The organism is Sporosarcina sp. E16_3 (assembly GCF_017347125.1).
Taxonomy (GTDB): Bacteria; Bacillota; Bacilli; order Bacillales_A; family Planococcaceae; genus Sporosarcina.
Genome location: NZ_JADPRX010000015.1, coordinates 42,498 through 58,506 on the forward strand (window position 1 = coordinate 42,498; position 16,009 = coordinate 58,506).

Sequence of the window (16,009 nt, forward strand, 5' to 3'; positions counted from 1 at the left end):
AGTGAGGTGGATTGCGACCTATTTTTGTTTTTATTACGGACGGGATTGAACGGTGTCTCGGTTCTTCATACACTATTTCAAATTAAGCGGCTTCGTCGCAGGTCCTTCGAGGACAGATCCATCTTTCCGAAAGCGTGAGCCGTGACATGGGCAATCCCAAGTTTCATCGCCGGCATTCCACCTTGTTCGGCAGCCCATATGCGTACAGATGGGGGAGTCCGTGCGAGTAAGATGACCGTCAGTGAAATCTTTTAAAAAAAGTCCAGTACTTTTGATAGCTTGCAATAAAAATGAACCAAATCCGGTTCGATCAGGAGCATAAAGTCGGGAAGCGCGGTTTTCTTTTCTAACAATTAAATCACTGATAATCCGTGCGCCCGCCATTGAGTTCGATAATCCCCATTTTCGATAGCCCGTACTCAAATAGACGTATGGCATGCTAGAGGAAATAACCCCCGCGTAGGGAATCAAATCGGGTGTCTGCGGGTCTTGTGCGGACCAGCCATGTGTCAAAGTAGAAAGGTTATAGATCTCTTGCAAATCGGTGTAGAGTCGGTTGTAATGTATCTGCGTATCGCTTTCTGTCCCTGCCCGATGATTTTCACCGGACAGCAGAAAAAATGTTTTTCCATCAATTTGTGCTGTCCGCATTGACCGATTTGGTTCATCGACTGCAATATATTGTCCACGGAGTGGCATATCACCGTCTGCTGCGACGATATAGGATCGATTGACGGACAACTTTGCGATTTGGAGCCCGCGTAGTGCTTCAATTGGATAATGTGTACATAGTACTAGTTCAGTGAATTGGACTTCGTGTCCAGATTTCATGGAAAGGAGACGCTTTTTCAAGTCCATTAAGATTACATCCGATTGTTCGTAAATCCGTGCGCCGGCTTCAACTGCAAGCTGCGCAAGATGTTGTCCGAATCGCACAGGATGAATCTGACTTTCGTTATTCAAAGTAAGCGTTGCATCAATCTGAATCGGTAATTCAGAATTCAGTCCAAGTTCACCGGGGATGCCAAGTTCCTTGTATGCGTTCATTTCATAACGGAGTAAATCAGTACCAAGTTTAGATTGGGAATAAAGAATGGAATCTGCTGATCTTAATTCATCTTTTATTGCAATAGATTTCCCAAACTGAACAGCTTCTTCATTCACATCAAAATACATTTTTGCATTGTCTCGTCCAAACTGTTTCAGTAATTTTGCGTATACAAAATCATGTTGGGCAGTCAGTTTCCCAGTTGAGTTGCCCGTCGCACCCGCTAGAATAGTATCTTTCTCAAGAAGGATAACGTCTTTCCCTTCCTTTGCTAAAAAATAGGCATTGGCAATTCCGCTAAGGCCTCCCCCGATGATGCAAACGTCGCATCGGATATCGCCATCAAGTTGAGGAAACGATTCACGTGGATATGCAGTACTAAGCCATAATGAATTGGACATAAAATAACCTCCGTCAAGTCTGCTTGAAATAGTAGTAAGCATATTCATTGTTCCCTTCTTTGATTAAATTTAAAATAAAGATACGGAAGGTGGTTGGAAATAGTGAAAATTGAAATATGGTCAGATTATGTTTGTCCGTTTTGTTATATTGGAAAGCGTAGATTAGAAGAGGCGTTAGAGCAGACTGGCCTCGGAGAAAAGGCCGAAGTGGTTTTTAAAGCATTTGAGCTTGATCCGAATTCGCCAGCAGTGTCCGATACGCTGATAAAAGATAGTCTTGCGAAGAAATATGGCATGAGTGTGGAAGAAGCGAAAAAGATGACTGATAACGTAGTGGACCAGGCAAAAACTGTTGGACTGAACTATAATTTTGACGTTATGACACCAGCAAATACATTTAATGCACATCGTCTAGCAAAACTTGCTGAACAGGAAGGTTTCGATAAGACTGTATCGGAAAGTTTACTGAAAGCTTATTTCATTGACGGTGAAAAGATTGGTACAGAAGACGTGTTGCTTCGCATTGCCGAAGAAGCAGGGATTTCTCGTGACCGTGCGAAAGCAGTTCTCGATTCTGATGAGTTTGCAGATGATGTAAGAATGGATATCGCAGAAGCCCAGCAAATCGGTGTGAAAGGTGTTCCGTTTTTTGTTATTAATCGCAAATATGCGATTTCAGGAGCACAGCCGGCGGAAGCATTTGCAAATGCACTCCGACAAGCTGCGGAAGAAGCTTAATCAAAAGAAATAAAAAATCGGCCACGTGATCATAATGATCGCGTAGCCGATTTTGTTATTCACTTATTACTGTCTATACTACAGTCACCAACCCCTTGATCATAAGTGAATTGGCTATCGGGGGCCAGCAGGATGTAGGCCGCGTTCATTTGTAAACGGAGCCTATCGCTTTTCTTTATTGAGCTGGGTTTGCTTGTAAGTCGATTGTAATTTTAATATCGTCGCCTACAAGAACGCCGCCTGCTTCAAGCGCTTGGTTCCATGTAAGACCAAATTCTTTTCTTGAAATTTTCCCTTCGACTTCGAAACCAGCTACGTCTACGCCCCAAGGGTTTTTACCTGTACCTTCATACTCAGCATTGAATGTGATTTTTTTAGTTACGTCTTTCACTGTCATATCGCCAGTAACGTCATATGTAGTGCCGCCTTTTTTAGCAATATCCGTTGAAACAAATGTGATTGTCGGGAATGTTTCCGTATCGAAGAAATCAGCAGAACGAAGGTGGTTGTCACGATCTTCGCTGTTTGTATGAATTGTTGAAGCATCGATTGTGAAGTTGATGTTAGCGCCCGTCAAATCTTCAGGATTCCCTTCGATTGTACCTTCTACACCTGTAAAACGTCCTCTTACTTTAGAAATCATCATATGCTTAACTGAAAAACCAACGCCTGTATGTGATGCGTCTACTGTCCATTTTGTCAATGAAAAAACATCCTCTCTAAATAAGTTATGTTCTTACTATATTTGATAAGTATCTCGAAGTCAAGGTATTTAATTATACTTTATTTGAATAAAGGCAATAGTAAGACCTTCGTTCTAATAAGAATACCTTGTCAAAATAAAAGTTTGCAAGCATACTATTAAGATGAAAAGCTTTATCTTGATTTAGCAGAAGTCCCTCACTACTATAAGTGGTGGGATGTATGCAAAAATACGTTTAAATCAGTTGGGGTGCAAACTCACTGCTGATTGGGAAGGAATGAAGTTCAATTCCTCCTTGTTAAGCCTCCGGCGGATGTCACAAATTTTGAAAGGTTGCATACCTGCGTCCTGCAGGCATAAGCGAAATTCAAAATTGGGACGCAATTACGCCGAGATGTAATTGATTGTGAAAGGATTGAATGTTGATGTCGAAACATCAATGGTTTGAAGAACTTCAGAAAAAAATAACACAAGGTACATTATTAATAGACGAACCACTTTGTAAATATACGATGACAAAACTCGGAGGAACTGCAGACCTTCTTGTTATTCCTGGAACTATAGATGAAACAGAAGCGACGGTTCGTTATGCATATGAAAATGAAATTCCGCTACTATTACTTGGCAATGGATCGAATATGGTCGTCAGAGATGGCGGTGTGAGGGGGATTGTCCTTCATTTGTCACGACTCAATGCGATTAGGATCGAAGGATCACTTGTGCATGCCGAGGCGGGGGCACTAATCATTGATGTTTCAAAACGTGCGGTAGCGACTACACTGTCAGGTATCGAATTTGCCTGTGGAATTCCGGGCTCCATCGGGGGCGCAATGGCAATGAATGCCGGTGCGTATGGCGGAGAGATACAAGATATAATTGTGCAGGCAACAGTATTGACGAAAGCAGGCGAACGGTTAGTTCTTTCGAAAGAAGAACTAGAGCTTGGTTACAGGAAGAGTATTATATCGCAAGAGGGCTACTATGTTCTTTCAGCAGATTTTCAACTTGTGCCAGGCGATCAAGATGTCATTAATGAAAAAGTGGCGGACTTAACCTTCCAGCGCGAATCAAAGCAACCGCTTGAGTATCCTTCAGCAGGAAGTGTATTCAAACGACCGCCGGGTTATTTTGCAGGCAAACTTATTCAAGATTGTGGCCTTCAAGGAAAAGGGCATGGCGGTGCAGAAGTATCATTGAAGCATGCCGGTTTCATCATCAATAAAAACAATGCAACAGCATCGGATTACATCGAGACAATTAACATGGTGAAAGCTGAAGTGAAAAAAAGATTTGATGTCGACTTAGAACTTGAAGTGAAAATAGTAGGCGAAGAAATAACAGATTAACAAAAAGCGGATGGCCCATTTAATGGGCCATCCGCTTTTTGCTAACTAGGAAATTGTAAAATCTCTAACTGTGGATAAGTTATAACGAAGTGATTTTACGTCCAGGCTCCAGCGCCTAGCCCCTCGAGTCGCTTCAGTATTGCTGATAAAGGCAAAGAGCGCCTTTATCTTCAAGCCTTCCAGCGCTTATCGGGGCTGAACAGGTGCTTGCGCTTTTGTTTTTTATTTACAATTAAGTAGTTTTACAAGTAAGCAGGGAAGGGTCGGTCACCTGGTCATCTGTAATATGAACTTGGCACATTTTGTTGTTGTTCATGAATTTGAAGATTCCGTTGTTAAAGTCAGTCCCAACTTCTTTGAAGAAAATACCTTCAAAACGAACTTCTTTTGACAGCGTGAAGTTGACGTGGAAACCGTTATTGTCTTCGACTAAGTATGCACGTACGCCTTTTTCGAACAAGCCGTCAATCTCGTCTCTGATAGCACGATCGACAGAAACGACATGGAAGTCAACGAAAGTGATTTCTCGTAACAATACGTTCATGAACGAGCCTTTCGTAATCTCTTCCCATCTACTTTGAGCAGTTTGCCCAAGAACGATTTGGGTAATGTTATGTGTATGAGCTACTTCCTTAATAACTTTGGCGGAAGACCGTTTTTCATTATCTCGGATTATGAAATCTTCTACTTCAAGCTCTTCAGCGAGTTCTTTCCAGCGATCAACATATTCGGATTTTTCTGCGTCGAATTCATCATAAGGAAGCGGATCTACTGTTAAAATATACATTGGACAATCCATGATTGTTGCAATTTTATGTCCGCGTCTAATGAGACGTTCACCATTTGGACCGTAGTAGACACAAACGAGAATACTCTCGTCCATACGACCTTTTACTTTGCCCATGACGGTAGTCACCTCTTAACTATATTTTGTTTAGTCGAATTCATGATAGAAGTTTAATACTGTTTGAAAACCAAGCAATTATATATGAAAACGCAACATATGACAAGGTGCGAATGCTTCAAAGTGTTAAGAGTATGGTAATAGTGTATAATTTACTGTATAAACTCATTGAGTTTCCCCTACTTCTTTTATCTACAGCTCCCTATTATCCCGTCAGTCACGATGAAGGTCAAGTTTGCCCTATATAATAATGAAGTTTTACAAACCTAACATAATATGGATTGTGTATGTTTGTATATTTTTAGGCGGTTTAATACGACTACTTTAATTGATTAGTATTGGAGGTTTGCATTTGTTGGCGATAACGATAGCTATTTTTATCCCGTTTTTGGCTGCTCTACTTGTCCCGTTCATTTATAAAAGGGTTCGGAGTCGCAGTATCGGGTGGTTTGTCATGTCCGTTCCACTCGCCCTATTCATCTATCTTGCCAGTTTCATTCCCGCCGTTGCAGGAGGTAAAACATATATACATACGATTAAATGGATTGATTCTGCTGGGATCAATTTTACGACTTATCTAGATGGTCTCAGTATGATTTTTGGACTTCTAATTACCGGAGTCGGGAGCCTCGTAATTCTCTATTCCATATACTATTTGTCTGAACGCGAAGCATTAGGGCGTTTTTATGTTTATCTTTTGATGTTCATGGGCTCGATGCTTGGTGTTATCTTGTCAGACAACATAATGGTGCTATATGTTTTTTGGGAATTGACGAGTATTTCATCGTTTCTGTTAATCGCATTTTGGTACCACCGGAAAAAGTCCAGATACGGTGCGCAAAAATCAATGCTCATCACTGTCTCTGGCGGCGTCGGGATGCTTGCTGGTTTCATCATGCTATATACAATGACAGGCTCATACAGTGTGCGCGAAATTATCGCGACGATTGGTCAATATACAAATGAAAGTTTGTTTTTGCCGGCGATGCTACTCGTTTTGCTTGGAGCATTTACGAAGTCAGCCCAGTTTCCGTTTCATATCTGGCTGCCGGATGCCATGGAAGCGCCGACCCCGGTCAGTGCTTATTTACATTCCGCTACAATGGTTAAGGCGGGGATTTACCTTGTCGCACGCTTCACACCTGTATTTGGCGGCGAGGCGGTGTGGTTTTATACAGTCACTGGCGTGGGGATATTTACGTTGTTCTGGGGATCCGTCAATGCAGTTCGGCAAACAGATCTGAAGGCGTTGCTCGCGTACTCGACAATCAGCCAACTTGGTCTAATTATGAGCCTCTTCGGCCTAGGTTCAGCGGCGCTTAACGAGGGCTACAGCGCGGACTCGGTTATTTATACACAGGCGACATTCGCCGCTTTGTTCCATCTTATTAACCATTCTACTTTCAAAGGTGCTCTCTTTATGGTTGTTGGGATTGTCGATCATCAAGTCGGAACGCGGGATATTCGAAGGCTAGGCGGACTGATGACACTGATGCCTGTGACGTTTACAATCGCTGTTATCGGCAGTTTTTCGATGGCTGGATTACCGCCGTTTAATGGTTTTCTTAGTAAGGAAATGTTTTTCGAATCCGTACTGAATGTACGTAATCTCGACATTTTCGCAATGGGGCCGCTGATGGGAAGCTTATTGCCTGTCGTTGCTTGGGTTGCAAGCGTGTTGACATTCGTCTATAGCATGATTATTGTTTTTCAAACATTTCTTGGGAAACATCAACCGGACCGTCTTGATCGAAAAGCATTTGAAGCTCCAGTTGGAATGCTTATTGCTCCGTCGATCCTTGCCCTGTTCGTCGTAGGTATTTTCTTCTTCCCGAATGTGGTCGGCACTTATTTGTTGGGCCCTGCAATGACAGCTGTTTATCCTCCGTTTGAAGGTGCGGAAGGTCTTGTTCCACATATAGCGGCTTGGCACGGTTTTAATGCACCTATCATGATGACAATTGGTGTTATCGCGGTGGGCGCATTGTTATACATCTACCTCCGTTATTGGCGCGGGATTTACTCGCTTGCACCGATGCGCTGGAATCTCGATTCCATGTATAACGGCTTGTTAACGCAGACCGAAAAAACTTCATCTTTCTTGACGCGGACTTATATGACGGGATATCTCAGGGATTATCTTGTCTATATATTTGTGTTTTTCATCCTAACTGTTGGTGGCGGTCTGTTATGGACTGGCGGTTTTTCAATCGACTTATCTAATGATGCTCCCATCACGATTAGCGAGTACATCATCATTTTCGTAATGATGGGCGCCAGTATTGCTATCATCTTCGCGAAATCTCGTATGACGGCGATCCTGCTAAATGGTGTTCTCGGTTATTCGATTGCTATTCTTTTTGTTGTGTTCCGAGCACCGGATTTGGCATTGACGCAAATTATCGTAGAAACTGTGACGACTGCGTTATTCCTATTATGCTTTTATTTCTTACCAGAATGGAGCAAGGAGAAATCGACTCGATCATTAAAAGTCTTCAAAGGTATCATTGCGATTTCAGTCGGAACGGTTGTCACAGTACTTGCACTTGTCGTACAAGGTAATAAGATGTTTGAGTCGATTTCCGTCTACTTTGAAAATGCTTATGAGTTGGCGGGAGGAAAGAATATCGTCAATACGATCTTGGGTGACTTCCGTGCATTCGATACGATGCTTGAAGTAGTTGTACTTTTCATCGCCGGTATCGGAGTGTTTACATTGATCAAGCTGAAGGCTGGAAAGGGGGACGAGGACGTTGAAGATTAATGATGTCATTTTACAGACAGTAACGAAGATTGTTGTCTTCATCATTTTGACGTTCGGCGTGGAATTGTTCCTTTCGGGTCACTATAATCCGGGAGGTGGATTCATTGGCGGTCTCGTCCTTTCTTCCGCTTTCGTTCTTCTCTATTTGGTGTTCGATATCGAAACGGTCCATAAGGGCATCCCGTTCGATTTCAAGAAGGTCGCGGCGTTTGGCGTATTACTTGCAGTCGGAACAGGTTTAGGATCAGTCCTATTTGGAGCATCATTTCTTACACAGACGGCCAGTTATTTCAACCTGCCCGTGTTTGGGGCAACAGAATTATCAACGGTTATGCTGTTTGAGGCAGGGGTTGCACTGACTGTTGTCGGTGTTGTTGTAACGATTATTTTAAGTATTAGTGAGGATGTGTAGCTGATGGAAACGTTAATAACGATACTCGTTGGAGTGCTTGTAACGGTCGCTGTCTACTTGCTGCTATCTAAAAGCTTGGTTCGGGTTATTTTAGGGACGGCTATCCTGTCGCATGCTGTTCATTTGTTATTGATGACGATGGGTGGGCTGAAAAAAGGGGCAGTTCCACTGCTAGGCGAAAATGCAGAAAGTTATACGGATGCTCTTCCACAGGCACTTATATTGACTGCAATAGTGATCAGTTTCGCAGTGACATCCTTTTTACTGGTGCTTGCATATCGAACATACAAAGAAACGGGTTCGGACAATCTCGATGCATTGAGAGGGTTCAAAGATGAATAATATACTAGTTATGCCAATGATTATTCCTTTATTGACAGGGATTTTACTTGTATTTCTCCGGCCTTATGTGCTGGTTCAGCGGGTGTTCAGTCTTGTTTCAATCGCAGCAACCGTAGCGGTCAGTGTTACTATTTTGAACCTGATTCAGTCGGACGGTATTTTACGGCTCGATTTTGGGGGCTGGTTGCCACCCTACGGAATATCATTTGTGGCGGATTCATTCTCTATGCTACTTGTATTGACGACAGTGCTTGTAACAGGAATCCTCTTGATCTATGCGTTCTCGTCAATTGGCCGAGCGCATGAGAATATGTTCTTTTATCCGTTCGTCTTTTTCCTTATTGCAGGTGTTAATGGTTCGTTTCTAACGGGTGACTTATTCAACTTATTCGTTTGTTTTGAAGTGATGTTGTTATCTTCTTATGTGCTCATTACACTTGGGGGCAGGAAGGTTCAACTCGTCGAATCAATTAAATACATAGCTATCAATGTACTGTCATCGTGGTTTTTCCTTGTTGGAATCGCGTACTTGTACGGTACGGTAGGGACGCTTAATATGGCGCATCTATCGGTACGTATTGCTGAAGTCGGGCAAGGGCCACTATTGACGGTGATTAGCATAATATTCCTTATTGTATTTAGTTTGAAATCCGGACTTCTTCTATACTTCTGGTTGCCAGGGTCATACAGTGCACCACCGACAGTAGTTGCGGCTTTGTTCGGCGCGTTGCTTACTAAAGTCGGTATCTATGCAATGTTCCGCGTGTTCACGCTCATCTTTTATCACGAGCCGGCTGTTACGCATTTAATGATTGGCGTTATGGCGGCAATCACGATGATTGGTGGAAGTATTGGTGCAATCGCCTACAATGATATCCGGAAGATTGTGTCCTATAACGTCGTCATTGCCGTCGGGTTTATACTCGTTGGCCTTGCTGTTTCAACAGAAGTTGCGATTCAAGGGTCTATTTATTATCTGATCCATGACATGATCATTAAAGCTTTGTTATTCCTTATCGCGGGGACGATGATCTACTTGACTGGAACGGCAAGGATTCAAAATATGAGTGGGTTGATTCGCAACTATCCATTGCTTGGTTGGCTGTTTTTCATCACTATGCTGTCGCTCGCCGGAATTCCACCGCTTAGTGGGTTCATAGGGAAGGTGTACGTTGGACAAGGAGCGATTGAGGCGGGTGCGTTTGTCTTGCTCGCAATTGCGTTCCTATCAAGTATTTTCGTTTTGTATTCACTTCTGCGTATTTTCCTGAATTGCTTTTGGGGTGAAACGATTATCAATGAAGATGACGATGTGCCACTTAAAAAAGGGATGCTTATTCCAATGGTCCTGTTTGGGATATTGACAATTGCACTGGGAGTTGGAGCAGAGGGGCTTGCGCCATATGTAACCGATGCTGCCCATACGCTGATGAATCCTAAAATCTATATAGACGCAGTTTTGAATAGTGATAGTTGATTGAAGAGAAGGTCCTCGTTCATTGGCCGGAAAGAAGAGGTGAAGGTTAATGCCAGCCCAGTTACTGTTAAATTTATTTATAGCTTTTCTTTGGATGCTTTTGATGGATGAAGATGAGTTGAGATTTACGACTTTCTTTGCCGGCTTCCTGGTCGGGACTGGAATCATATTTTTCATGCACCGGTTCTTCGGAACACAGTTTTACTTGCGCCGTTTATACGCGACAATCAAGTTGCTGTTCATTTTCATATCAGAGCTGACTAAATCGAGCATCGTCGTGTTGAAACAAATTCTTAGCCCGAAATTAAAAATTAAACCAGGCATATTCAAATATGAAACCGTTTTGGAGAGCGATTCAGAAGTGACAATGCTATCGCTGCTACTGACATTGACCCCTGGATCTGTCGTCATGGAAGTGTCGCCTGAAGGGAATGTTCTTTATATCCACGCGATGGATGTCGAAAAGTCCCGTGATGGACTTTTGATGCAACTGCATAACTTTGAAAGAGCAATCATGGAGGTGACCCGCTGATGATTCAAGCAATGCTGACGACTTCGCTCGTATTATTCTCGTTAACGATTGCAATAGCTGTCATACGAATCATTCTCGGTCCTTCGATGCCGGACCGTGTTATCGGGCTCGATATGATAGGTGTAAACTTGATCGCTATGATAGCCGTCATTTCAGTAGTGATGAACACGAAAGCATTTTTAGAAGTCATTCTGATACTAGGGATTCTATCGTTCATCGGTACAATCGCCTTCTCAAAATTCATTGAGAGGGGTGTTATCGTTGAACGTAAGCACGATAGGTGAATTCGTAGGCGCATTTCTGATATTGACAGGCGGAGTTGCGAGCGTAATTAGTGTCTTTGGATTGCTTCGGCTGCCTGATGTTTACACTAGATCGCATGCAGCGACGAAAAGTTCGACGCTTGCCGTCTTGTTAACTTTGTCAGGTGCTTTTATTTACTTTTTGTTCAGTCAACATTTCGTAAGTGTACGCCTTCTTTTGGGAATTGTTTTCGTCTTTCTAACGGCACCTGTTGCCGGGCATTTGATTGTCCGAGCGGCTTATCGGTCGAATGTGAAGCTAGCGGATATTTCTACTGAGGATGAATTGTATGAGGTTTTGCATAAAGATAAAATAGAAGAGGATGGGACCGGCCAGTAGTGGCTGGTCCGTCCTTTTTTGTTGGAACAATTAGCTAATTGGAATACTTATTGCAGTGGTGCCAGAGGACGTCTATAAGCTTCTACCGGCGAAAGGGGCAACTACCGACAAAATGTTGCGCGACGCTTACGCGGGTGAACCAGGTGCCTTGGTGACAGGGAATTACCATGAAACTGTTTTGGATGGGGACGCTAAAGATGGATATGCGTTGAAATTAAAAGCGAAGCGCTAATGCGCCCCGCTTTTTACGTGTTGAAACTTTGAAAACACAGGTAAATTTCTACTATTTCTAGTAAACTCGGGCATTATTTTTACCATTGCAAGAAGCTTCTTTACTTAACGATCAAAACCGGTGCTGTCACGCGCTTCGCGACTTTATGACTGACACTTCCAAGCACCATTTCCTGAAATGTATTCAGACCCCGGCTACCAAGAACGACTAGGTCGAATTCACCGCTATTGGCGAAATGAACGATGATGGGGCCAGGGTCACCGTGTTTGATGACTAGCTTATGGGGAACTTTGAACTGCTCAAAAGCCTCTTCAATAGGGATAAGTCGCTGCTTGCGATCGATATGGAGATCATCACTGCTGGCATTATCGACTACATCTGAACGTGTTCGGTCAAACTCAAGGATATAGAGAAGTTCAACGGCCACTTCTGGACATAACGAGGCAAGTTGAGCGGCGTGTTTGGCTGCGCGGTGCGAATTTACTGAGCCGTCGACCGCGACTAATATTCGTTTATACATCGGAATCCCTTCTTTCATGTGCCTGATTATGTAAAGTTACGTTGTTAGTAAGTATAAATGTTCTACATCTATCTGCTTAAACCCTTTATTTCAGAATTAACAAAAAGGGAAACTACATATTCAAACCGCTGTTTGATTAGCCTTGCAATTGCAAAAGGGATTGCATATACTAAAGTTAATCAAACAACCATTTGAATGAGGTGTGAATATGACGGTAAAAGAAGTTTGTGAAGTGACCACGGTTCATGAAGAAGTTGTGAGTCGTGTGCAAAAGGCGCTCCCTGACATGGGGGCGGCGGTCGCAATATTTAAGGCATTGGCAGATGAAACAAGATTAAAAATTGCTTTTTCGTTGACACTGGAGGAAGAGATGTGTGTATGCGATGTTGCGGCAGTGATTGGTTCTTCCGTCGCGACTGCTTCCCATCACTTACGTTATTTACGCCAACAAGCACTTGCTAAATCAAGGAAAAAAGGAAAAATGGTCTACTATTCGCTCGCAGACGATCACGTCCATCAACTCGTGAAAGTCGCACATGAGCATACGATAGAGGGTGTTGGGCATGGCAACGGTTGAAAAGAAAGAATACAGGTTGGAGAATCTAACATGTGCCAGTTGTGCGATGAAGTTTGAAAAAAACGTTAAAAGTCTGCCTTCTATTGAGGATGCACAAGTGAACTTTGGCGCATCAAAATTAGCGTTCAGCGGTAGCGCAACGATTGAAGATCTCGAAGCTGCAGGTGCATTTGATGGCATTAAAGTTGTCCCACTTCAAAATAAGAAAATTGAGCCGAAAACATCTATCTTTAAACGGAAAGAAAATCTTGTCACGCTTTTTTCACTGCTGTTCTTATTAATAGGGATGGTTGTCTCGTTTCGCTATACAGAAACGCATCCAGCGGCCATAACTTTATTCGCAATCGCCATTGTAATTGGTGGAATGGGCATCTTTAAAACGGGACTGCGAAATCTGGTCCGTTTTGAATTCGATATGAAAACCCTGATGACGATTGCTATTATTGGGGCTGCAATCATTGGTGAATGGCGTGAAGGTGCGGTTGTTGTCTTCTTGTTTGCTGTAAGTGAAGCGTTGGAAGCCTATTCAATGAATAAAGCACGGCAATCCATCCGTCAATTGATGGATATAGCACCGCCTTCCGCTTTAGTAAAACGCGGGAATGCGTTTGTGGAGCTTCAGACAGAAGATATTATCGTCGGCGATATTCTAATCGTAAAACCAGGTCAGAAAATTGCTATGGATGGTGCTGTCCTAACGGGTTCATCTACAGTCAATCAAGCAGCGATTACAGGGGAATCCATCCCGGTTGTGAAAACATCCGGTGATAATGTATTCGCGGGTACGCTCAATGAAGAAGGTGCACTTGAAGTAACGGTTACGAAGCTTGTTGGTGATACGACAATTGCGAAAATCATCCATCTTGTTGAGGATGCGCAGGCAGAAAAAGCGCCATCGCAAAAGTTCGTTGATAAATTTGCGAAATACTACACACCTGCAATCATCGTGGTTGCCATTCTCGTAGCCATACTACCCCCATTGCTTGGTGGGGATTGGAGTGTGTGGATCTATCAAGGTCTTGCAGTACTCGTTGTCGGTTGTCCGTGTGCACTTGTTGTTTCTACCCCAGTTGCGATTGTCACTGCGATTGGTAATGCAGCACGTCAAGGCGTGCTGATTAAAGGTGGTATCCATCTCGAAGAAACAGGAAGGCTTGACGTTATTGCGTTCGATAAAACCGGAACATTAACGAAAGGGTATCCGGAAGTAACAGATTTTATCGTAAGTGAAGAAGTTGCTCAAGAGCAATTGTTAAGCGCAATCGCAGCAGTTGAATCAATGTCACAACATCCTCTTGCGAAAGCGGTCGTCGATTATGCGCATCAACATGGCGCACAGAAAGTCGATGTGTCCAATTTCCAATCCGTTACCGGAAAAGGCGCCTATGCTGAAATTGATGGCATGACGACCTATATTGGCAGCATAAGCTGGGCACAGGAACTTTCTGCATTGCCAGAATCAATGTTACAGCAAGCGGCAACTCTTCAACGTCAAGGTAAGTCTGTCATGGCGATTGTAACAGGTACTAAATTTAGCGGCCTGCTAGCCGTGGCGGATCCTATACGCGCGGAAAGTCGTGACGTCCTTAAACAACTGAAAAGTATAGGGATTCGTCATACAGTCATGCTGACAGGTGATCATCAGGTAACGGCTGAGGCGATTGCTGCAGAGCTCGGCGTTACGGATGTACGCGCAGGGTTGATGCCAGAAGATAAGTTGATAGCGATTAAGCAATTGAGTGACCAATATGGTCGTGTTGCCATGGTTGGAGACGGCATCAATGACGCACCTGCCTTAGCTGCAGCTTCCGTTGGGATAGCAATGGGGGGAGCGGGTACAGACGCTGCATTGGAAACAGCAGATATTGCCCTGATGGCAGATGATTTAGGAAAACTACCTTATACAATAAAATTAAGCCGAAAAACATTGCGCATCATCAAGGAAAACATTATGTTTGCATTAGGCTTAAAAATTATAGCATTGCTTCTTATCATTCCCGGCTGGCTGACATTATGGATTGCCATCTTCGCGGATATGGGTGCCACGCTACTCGTTGTGCTGAACTCGTTGCGATTGCTGCGCGTTCATAAGTAAGTAGGTTCTATACGGAGGCGAATTCTAATGTATTTAAAAGAGTGGACAATGGAAGAGCAGGAGCAACTTATTCATTTCATGACAACTAATACGTGGCCTTACCACGGCAACTCTGATCCAGGACGTCATTTAATTGAAAAGACGATTGAAGAGGGCGGCTATGAGTCGGACGAAGTGAAAACGTTCTGGGTGGAAAATGACGCCGAAGAAAAAGTAGGAATCGTAAAAATTTACGACTTGCAAGATGAGATTCCGTTGTTCGATTTACGTATTGCAGATATGTCGAGGGGATATGGCTATGGCCCGAAGGCTCTACGCCTTGTCGCGGAATATGTATTCGGGTTGCAAGGCAAGAAAATACGTCTTGAAGGTCATACGAGACAAGATAATCTCGCGATGCGAAAAACGTTCGAACGTGCAGGTTTTGTCAAGGAAGCACATCTTCGGAAAGCTTGGTTTTCGCCCAAAGAGCATTCCTACTATGATGCAGTGACTTATGGTATTACACGGGAAGATTTCATGGCGGGAACCACAACGCCAGTGATTTGGGAAGACGGAGAGAAATCACGAGATTCTGCAGCTTCTCCTCGTATCCCGGATTTCACGGATTCATTCGAATCAGAACGACTTGTCATTCGGGCTCCTGAACTTGGCGATGCAACAGATGCTTGGAACGCGATTAGGAATTCGTTACCTGCGCTTCGCAAGTGGATGCCATGGGCGCAACCGGAACCGGAGCTGCATATGACAGAAGAAAGCTTGCGAAAGGCAGTTGCAAATTTCATCACAAGACAAGACCTGCGCTTCCATGTTTACCATAAAGAAACTGGGAAGTTTGTTGGTTCGTCGGGACTGCATCGAATCGATTGGTCGATTCCGAAATTCGAGATTGGCTACTGGCTGGCAACAGAATTTGAAGGTCAGGGCTATATGACGGAGGCTGTTAAACGTATTGAAAAATTCGCATTCGAAAAACTTGGAGCGCGCAGAATAGAAATTCGTTGTGATGAAGAAAACATGAAAAGTCGAAGTGTAGCAGAACGTGCGGGGTTCGATCTCGAAGGGATTTTGAAACAAGATTCCTTATCACCTGATGGTAATGTTTTACGAAATACATGTATCTATGCGAAAATAGACTAATGAAATGCGGAAGGCGCCGTCCAGCCCCGACAAGCGCTGGAGGTCTTGAAAGGAAGGTAGTCTAAAGTCGCGACATCGTGTCGCAACGACTGCATGACCCACTTCGTGTGGGCCCAGCGTCTGGCCGCTAGAGTTA

General features: G+C 43.5%; 17 protein-coding genes. 13 read left to right on the forward strand and 4 right to left on the reverse strand.

All coding sequences use genetic code 11. The features are described 5' to 3' along the window. Positions 1-72 precede the first annotated feature (72 nt). Positions 73-1,449: an FAD-dependent oxidoreductase gene (locus I2483_RS10545; RefSeq protein ID WP_207175736.1), complete on the reverse strand. Its 1,377-nt coding sequence runs from the start codon at positions 1,447-1,449 to the stop codon at positions 73-75. Positions 1,450-1,551: 102 nt separating this feature from the next. On the opposite strand from I2483_RS10545, the gene I2483_RS10550 reads away from it, so the two are divergent. Continuing rightward, entirely contained in the window at positions 1,552-2,187 is a 636-nt protein-coding gene (locus I2483_RS10550; protein ID WP_207175738.1) for a DsbA family protein, read from the forward strand. Positions 2,188-2,362: 175 nt separating this feature from the next. Here the strand turns inward: I2483_RS10550 and I2483_RS10555 are convergent, their stop codons facing one another. Further along, positions 2,363-2,890 (reverse strand): YceI family protein, encoded by a 528-nt coding sequence (locus tag I2483_RS10555; protein ID WP_207175739.1) that lies wholly within the window; start codon positions 2,888-2,890, stop codon positions 2,363-2,365. Between the two features lie 425 nt (positions 2,891-3,315). Here I2483_RS10555 and murB point away from each other — a divergent pair, with 425 nt between their 5' ends. Then, positions 3,316-4,236 (forward strand): UDP-N-acetylmuramate dehydrogenase, encoded by a 921-nt coding sequence (murB, locus tag I2483_RS10560; protein WP_207175740.1) that lies wholly within the window; start codon positions 3,316-3,318, stop codon positions 4,234-4,236. Between the two features lie 232 nt (positions 4,237-4,468). On the opposite strand, the gene I2483_RS10565 is transcribed toward murB, so the two are convergent. Next, positions 4,469-5,140: an adenine nucleotide alpha hydrolase family protein gene (locus I2483_RS10565; protein ID WP_207175741.1), complete on the reverse strand. Its 672-nt coding sequence runs from the start codon at positions 5,138-5,140 to the stop codon at positions 4,469-4,471. A gap of 352 nt (positions 5,141-5,492) precedes the next feature. Between I2483_RS10565 and I2483_RS10570 the strand changes: the two genes are divergently transcribed. From I2483_RS10570 to I2483_RS10605, 8 genes are read left to right on the forward strand one after another with little or no spacing between them, the layout of a single operon-like run. Continuing rightward, positions 5,493-7,904 carry a Na+/H+ antiporter subunit A gene (locus tag I2483_RS10570; protein ID WP_207175742.1) on the forward strand — a complete coding sequence of 804 codons (2,412 nt, stop codon included), beginning with the start codon at positions 5,493-5,495 and terminating at the stop codon, positions 7,902-7,904. Continuing rightward, on the forward strand, positions 7,894-8,316 hold the full coding sequence (locus tag I2483_RS10575; protein ID WP_186672279.1) for a Na(+)/H(+) antiporter subunit B: 423 nt from the start codon (positions 7,894-7,896) through the stop codon (positions 8,314-8,316). The genes I2483_RS10570 and I2483_RS10575 overlap by 11 nt, the downstream gene beginning before the upstream one ends. Before the next feature lie 3 nt (positions 8,317-8,319). Then, a complete protein-coding gene (locus I2483_RS10580) occupies positions 8,320-8,658 on the forward strand; it encodes a Na(+)/H(+) antiporter subunit C (RefSeq protein WP_207175744.1) in 339 nt (112 codons plus the stop codon). Further along, complete coding sequence (locus I2483_RS10585) at positions 8,651-10,135, forward strand: Na+/H+ antiporter subunit D (protein WP_207175746.1); 1,485 nt, start codon at positions 8,651-8,653, stop codon at positions 10,133-10,135. Before I2483_RS10580 ends, I2483_RS10585 begins: the two co-directional genes overlap by 8 nt. 49 nt (positions 10,136-10,184) lie before the next feature. Then, positions 10,185-10,667: a Na+/H+ antiporter subunit E gene (locus tag I2483_RS10590; protein WP_186672273.1), complete on the forward strand. Its 483-nt coding sequence runs from the start codon at positions 10,185-10,187 to the stop codon at positions 10,665-10,667. Further along, positions 10,667-10,951: a Na(+)/H(+) antiporter subunit F1 gene (locus tag I2483_RS10595; protein WP_207175747.1), complete on the forward strand. Its 285-nt coding sequence runs from the start codon at positions 10,667-10,669 to the stop codon at positions 10,949-10,951. Before I2483_RS10590 ends, I2483_RS10595 begins: the two co-directional genes overlap by 1 nt. Next, positions 10,929-11,309 (forward strand): Na+/H+ antiporter subunit G, encoded by a 381-nt coding sequence (locus I2483_RS10600; protein WP_207175749.1) that lies wholly within the window; start codon positions 10,929-10,931, stop codon positions 11,307-11,309. The genes I2483_RS10595 and I2483_RS10600 overlap by 23 nt, the downstream gene beginning before the upstream one ends. 55 nt (positions 11,310-11,364) lie before the next feature. After that, the gene (locus tag I2483_RS10605; RefSeq protein ID WP_207175751.1) at positions 11,365-11,541 is read left to right on the forward strand and encodes a hypothetical protein; all 177 of its coding nucleotides are present in this window, start codon (positions 11,365-11,367) and stop codon (positions 11,539-11,541) included. A gap of 100 nt (positions 11,542-11,641) precedes the next feature. Here the strand turns inward: I2483_RS10605 and I2483_RS10610 are convergent, their stop codons facing one another. Further along, positions 11,642-12,061 (reverse strand): universal stress protein, encoded by a 420-nt coding sequence (locus I2483_RS10610; protein ID WP_186672269.1) that lies wholly within the window; start codon positions 12,059-12,061, stop codon positions 11,642-11,644. 208 nt (positions 12,062-12,269) lie between these two features. Here I2483_RS10610 and I2483_RS10615 point away from each other — a divergent pair, with 208 nt between their 5' ends. Genes I2483_RS10615 through I2483_RS10625 form a run of 3 tightly spaced genes read left to right on the forward strand, consistent with a single transcriptional unit; the run spans position 12,270 to position 15,873 of the window. Beyond that, a complete protein-coding gene (locus I2483_RS10615; RefSeq protein WP_207175752.1) occupies positions 12,270-12,638 on the forward strand; it encodes an ArsR/SmtB family transcription factor in 369 nt (122 codons plus the stop codon). Continuing rightward, positions 12,625-14,733 (forward strand): heavy metal translocating P-type ATPase, encoded by a 2,109-nt coding sequence (locus tag I2483_RS10620; RefSeq protein WP_207175754.1) that lies wholly within the window; start codon positions 12,625-12,627, stop codon positions 14,731-14,733. The genes I2483_RS10615 and I2483_RS10620 overlap by 14 nt, the downstream gene beginning before the upstream one ends. A 27-nt stretch (positions 14,734-14,760) precedes the next feature. Further along, complete coding sequence (locus I2483_RS10625; RefSeq protein WP_207175756.1) at positions 14,761-15,873, forward strand: GNAT family N-acetyltransferase; 1,113 nt, start codon at positions 14,761-14,763, stop codon at positions 15,871-15,873. The last annotated feature ends 136 nt before the right edge of the window (positions 15,874-16,009 follow it).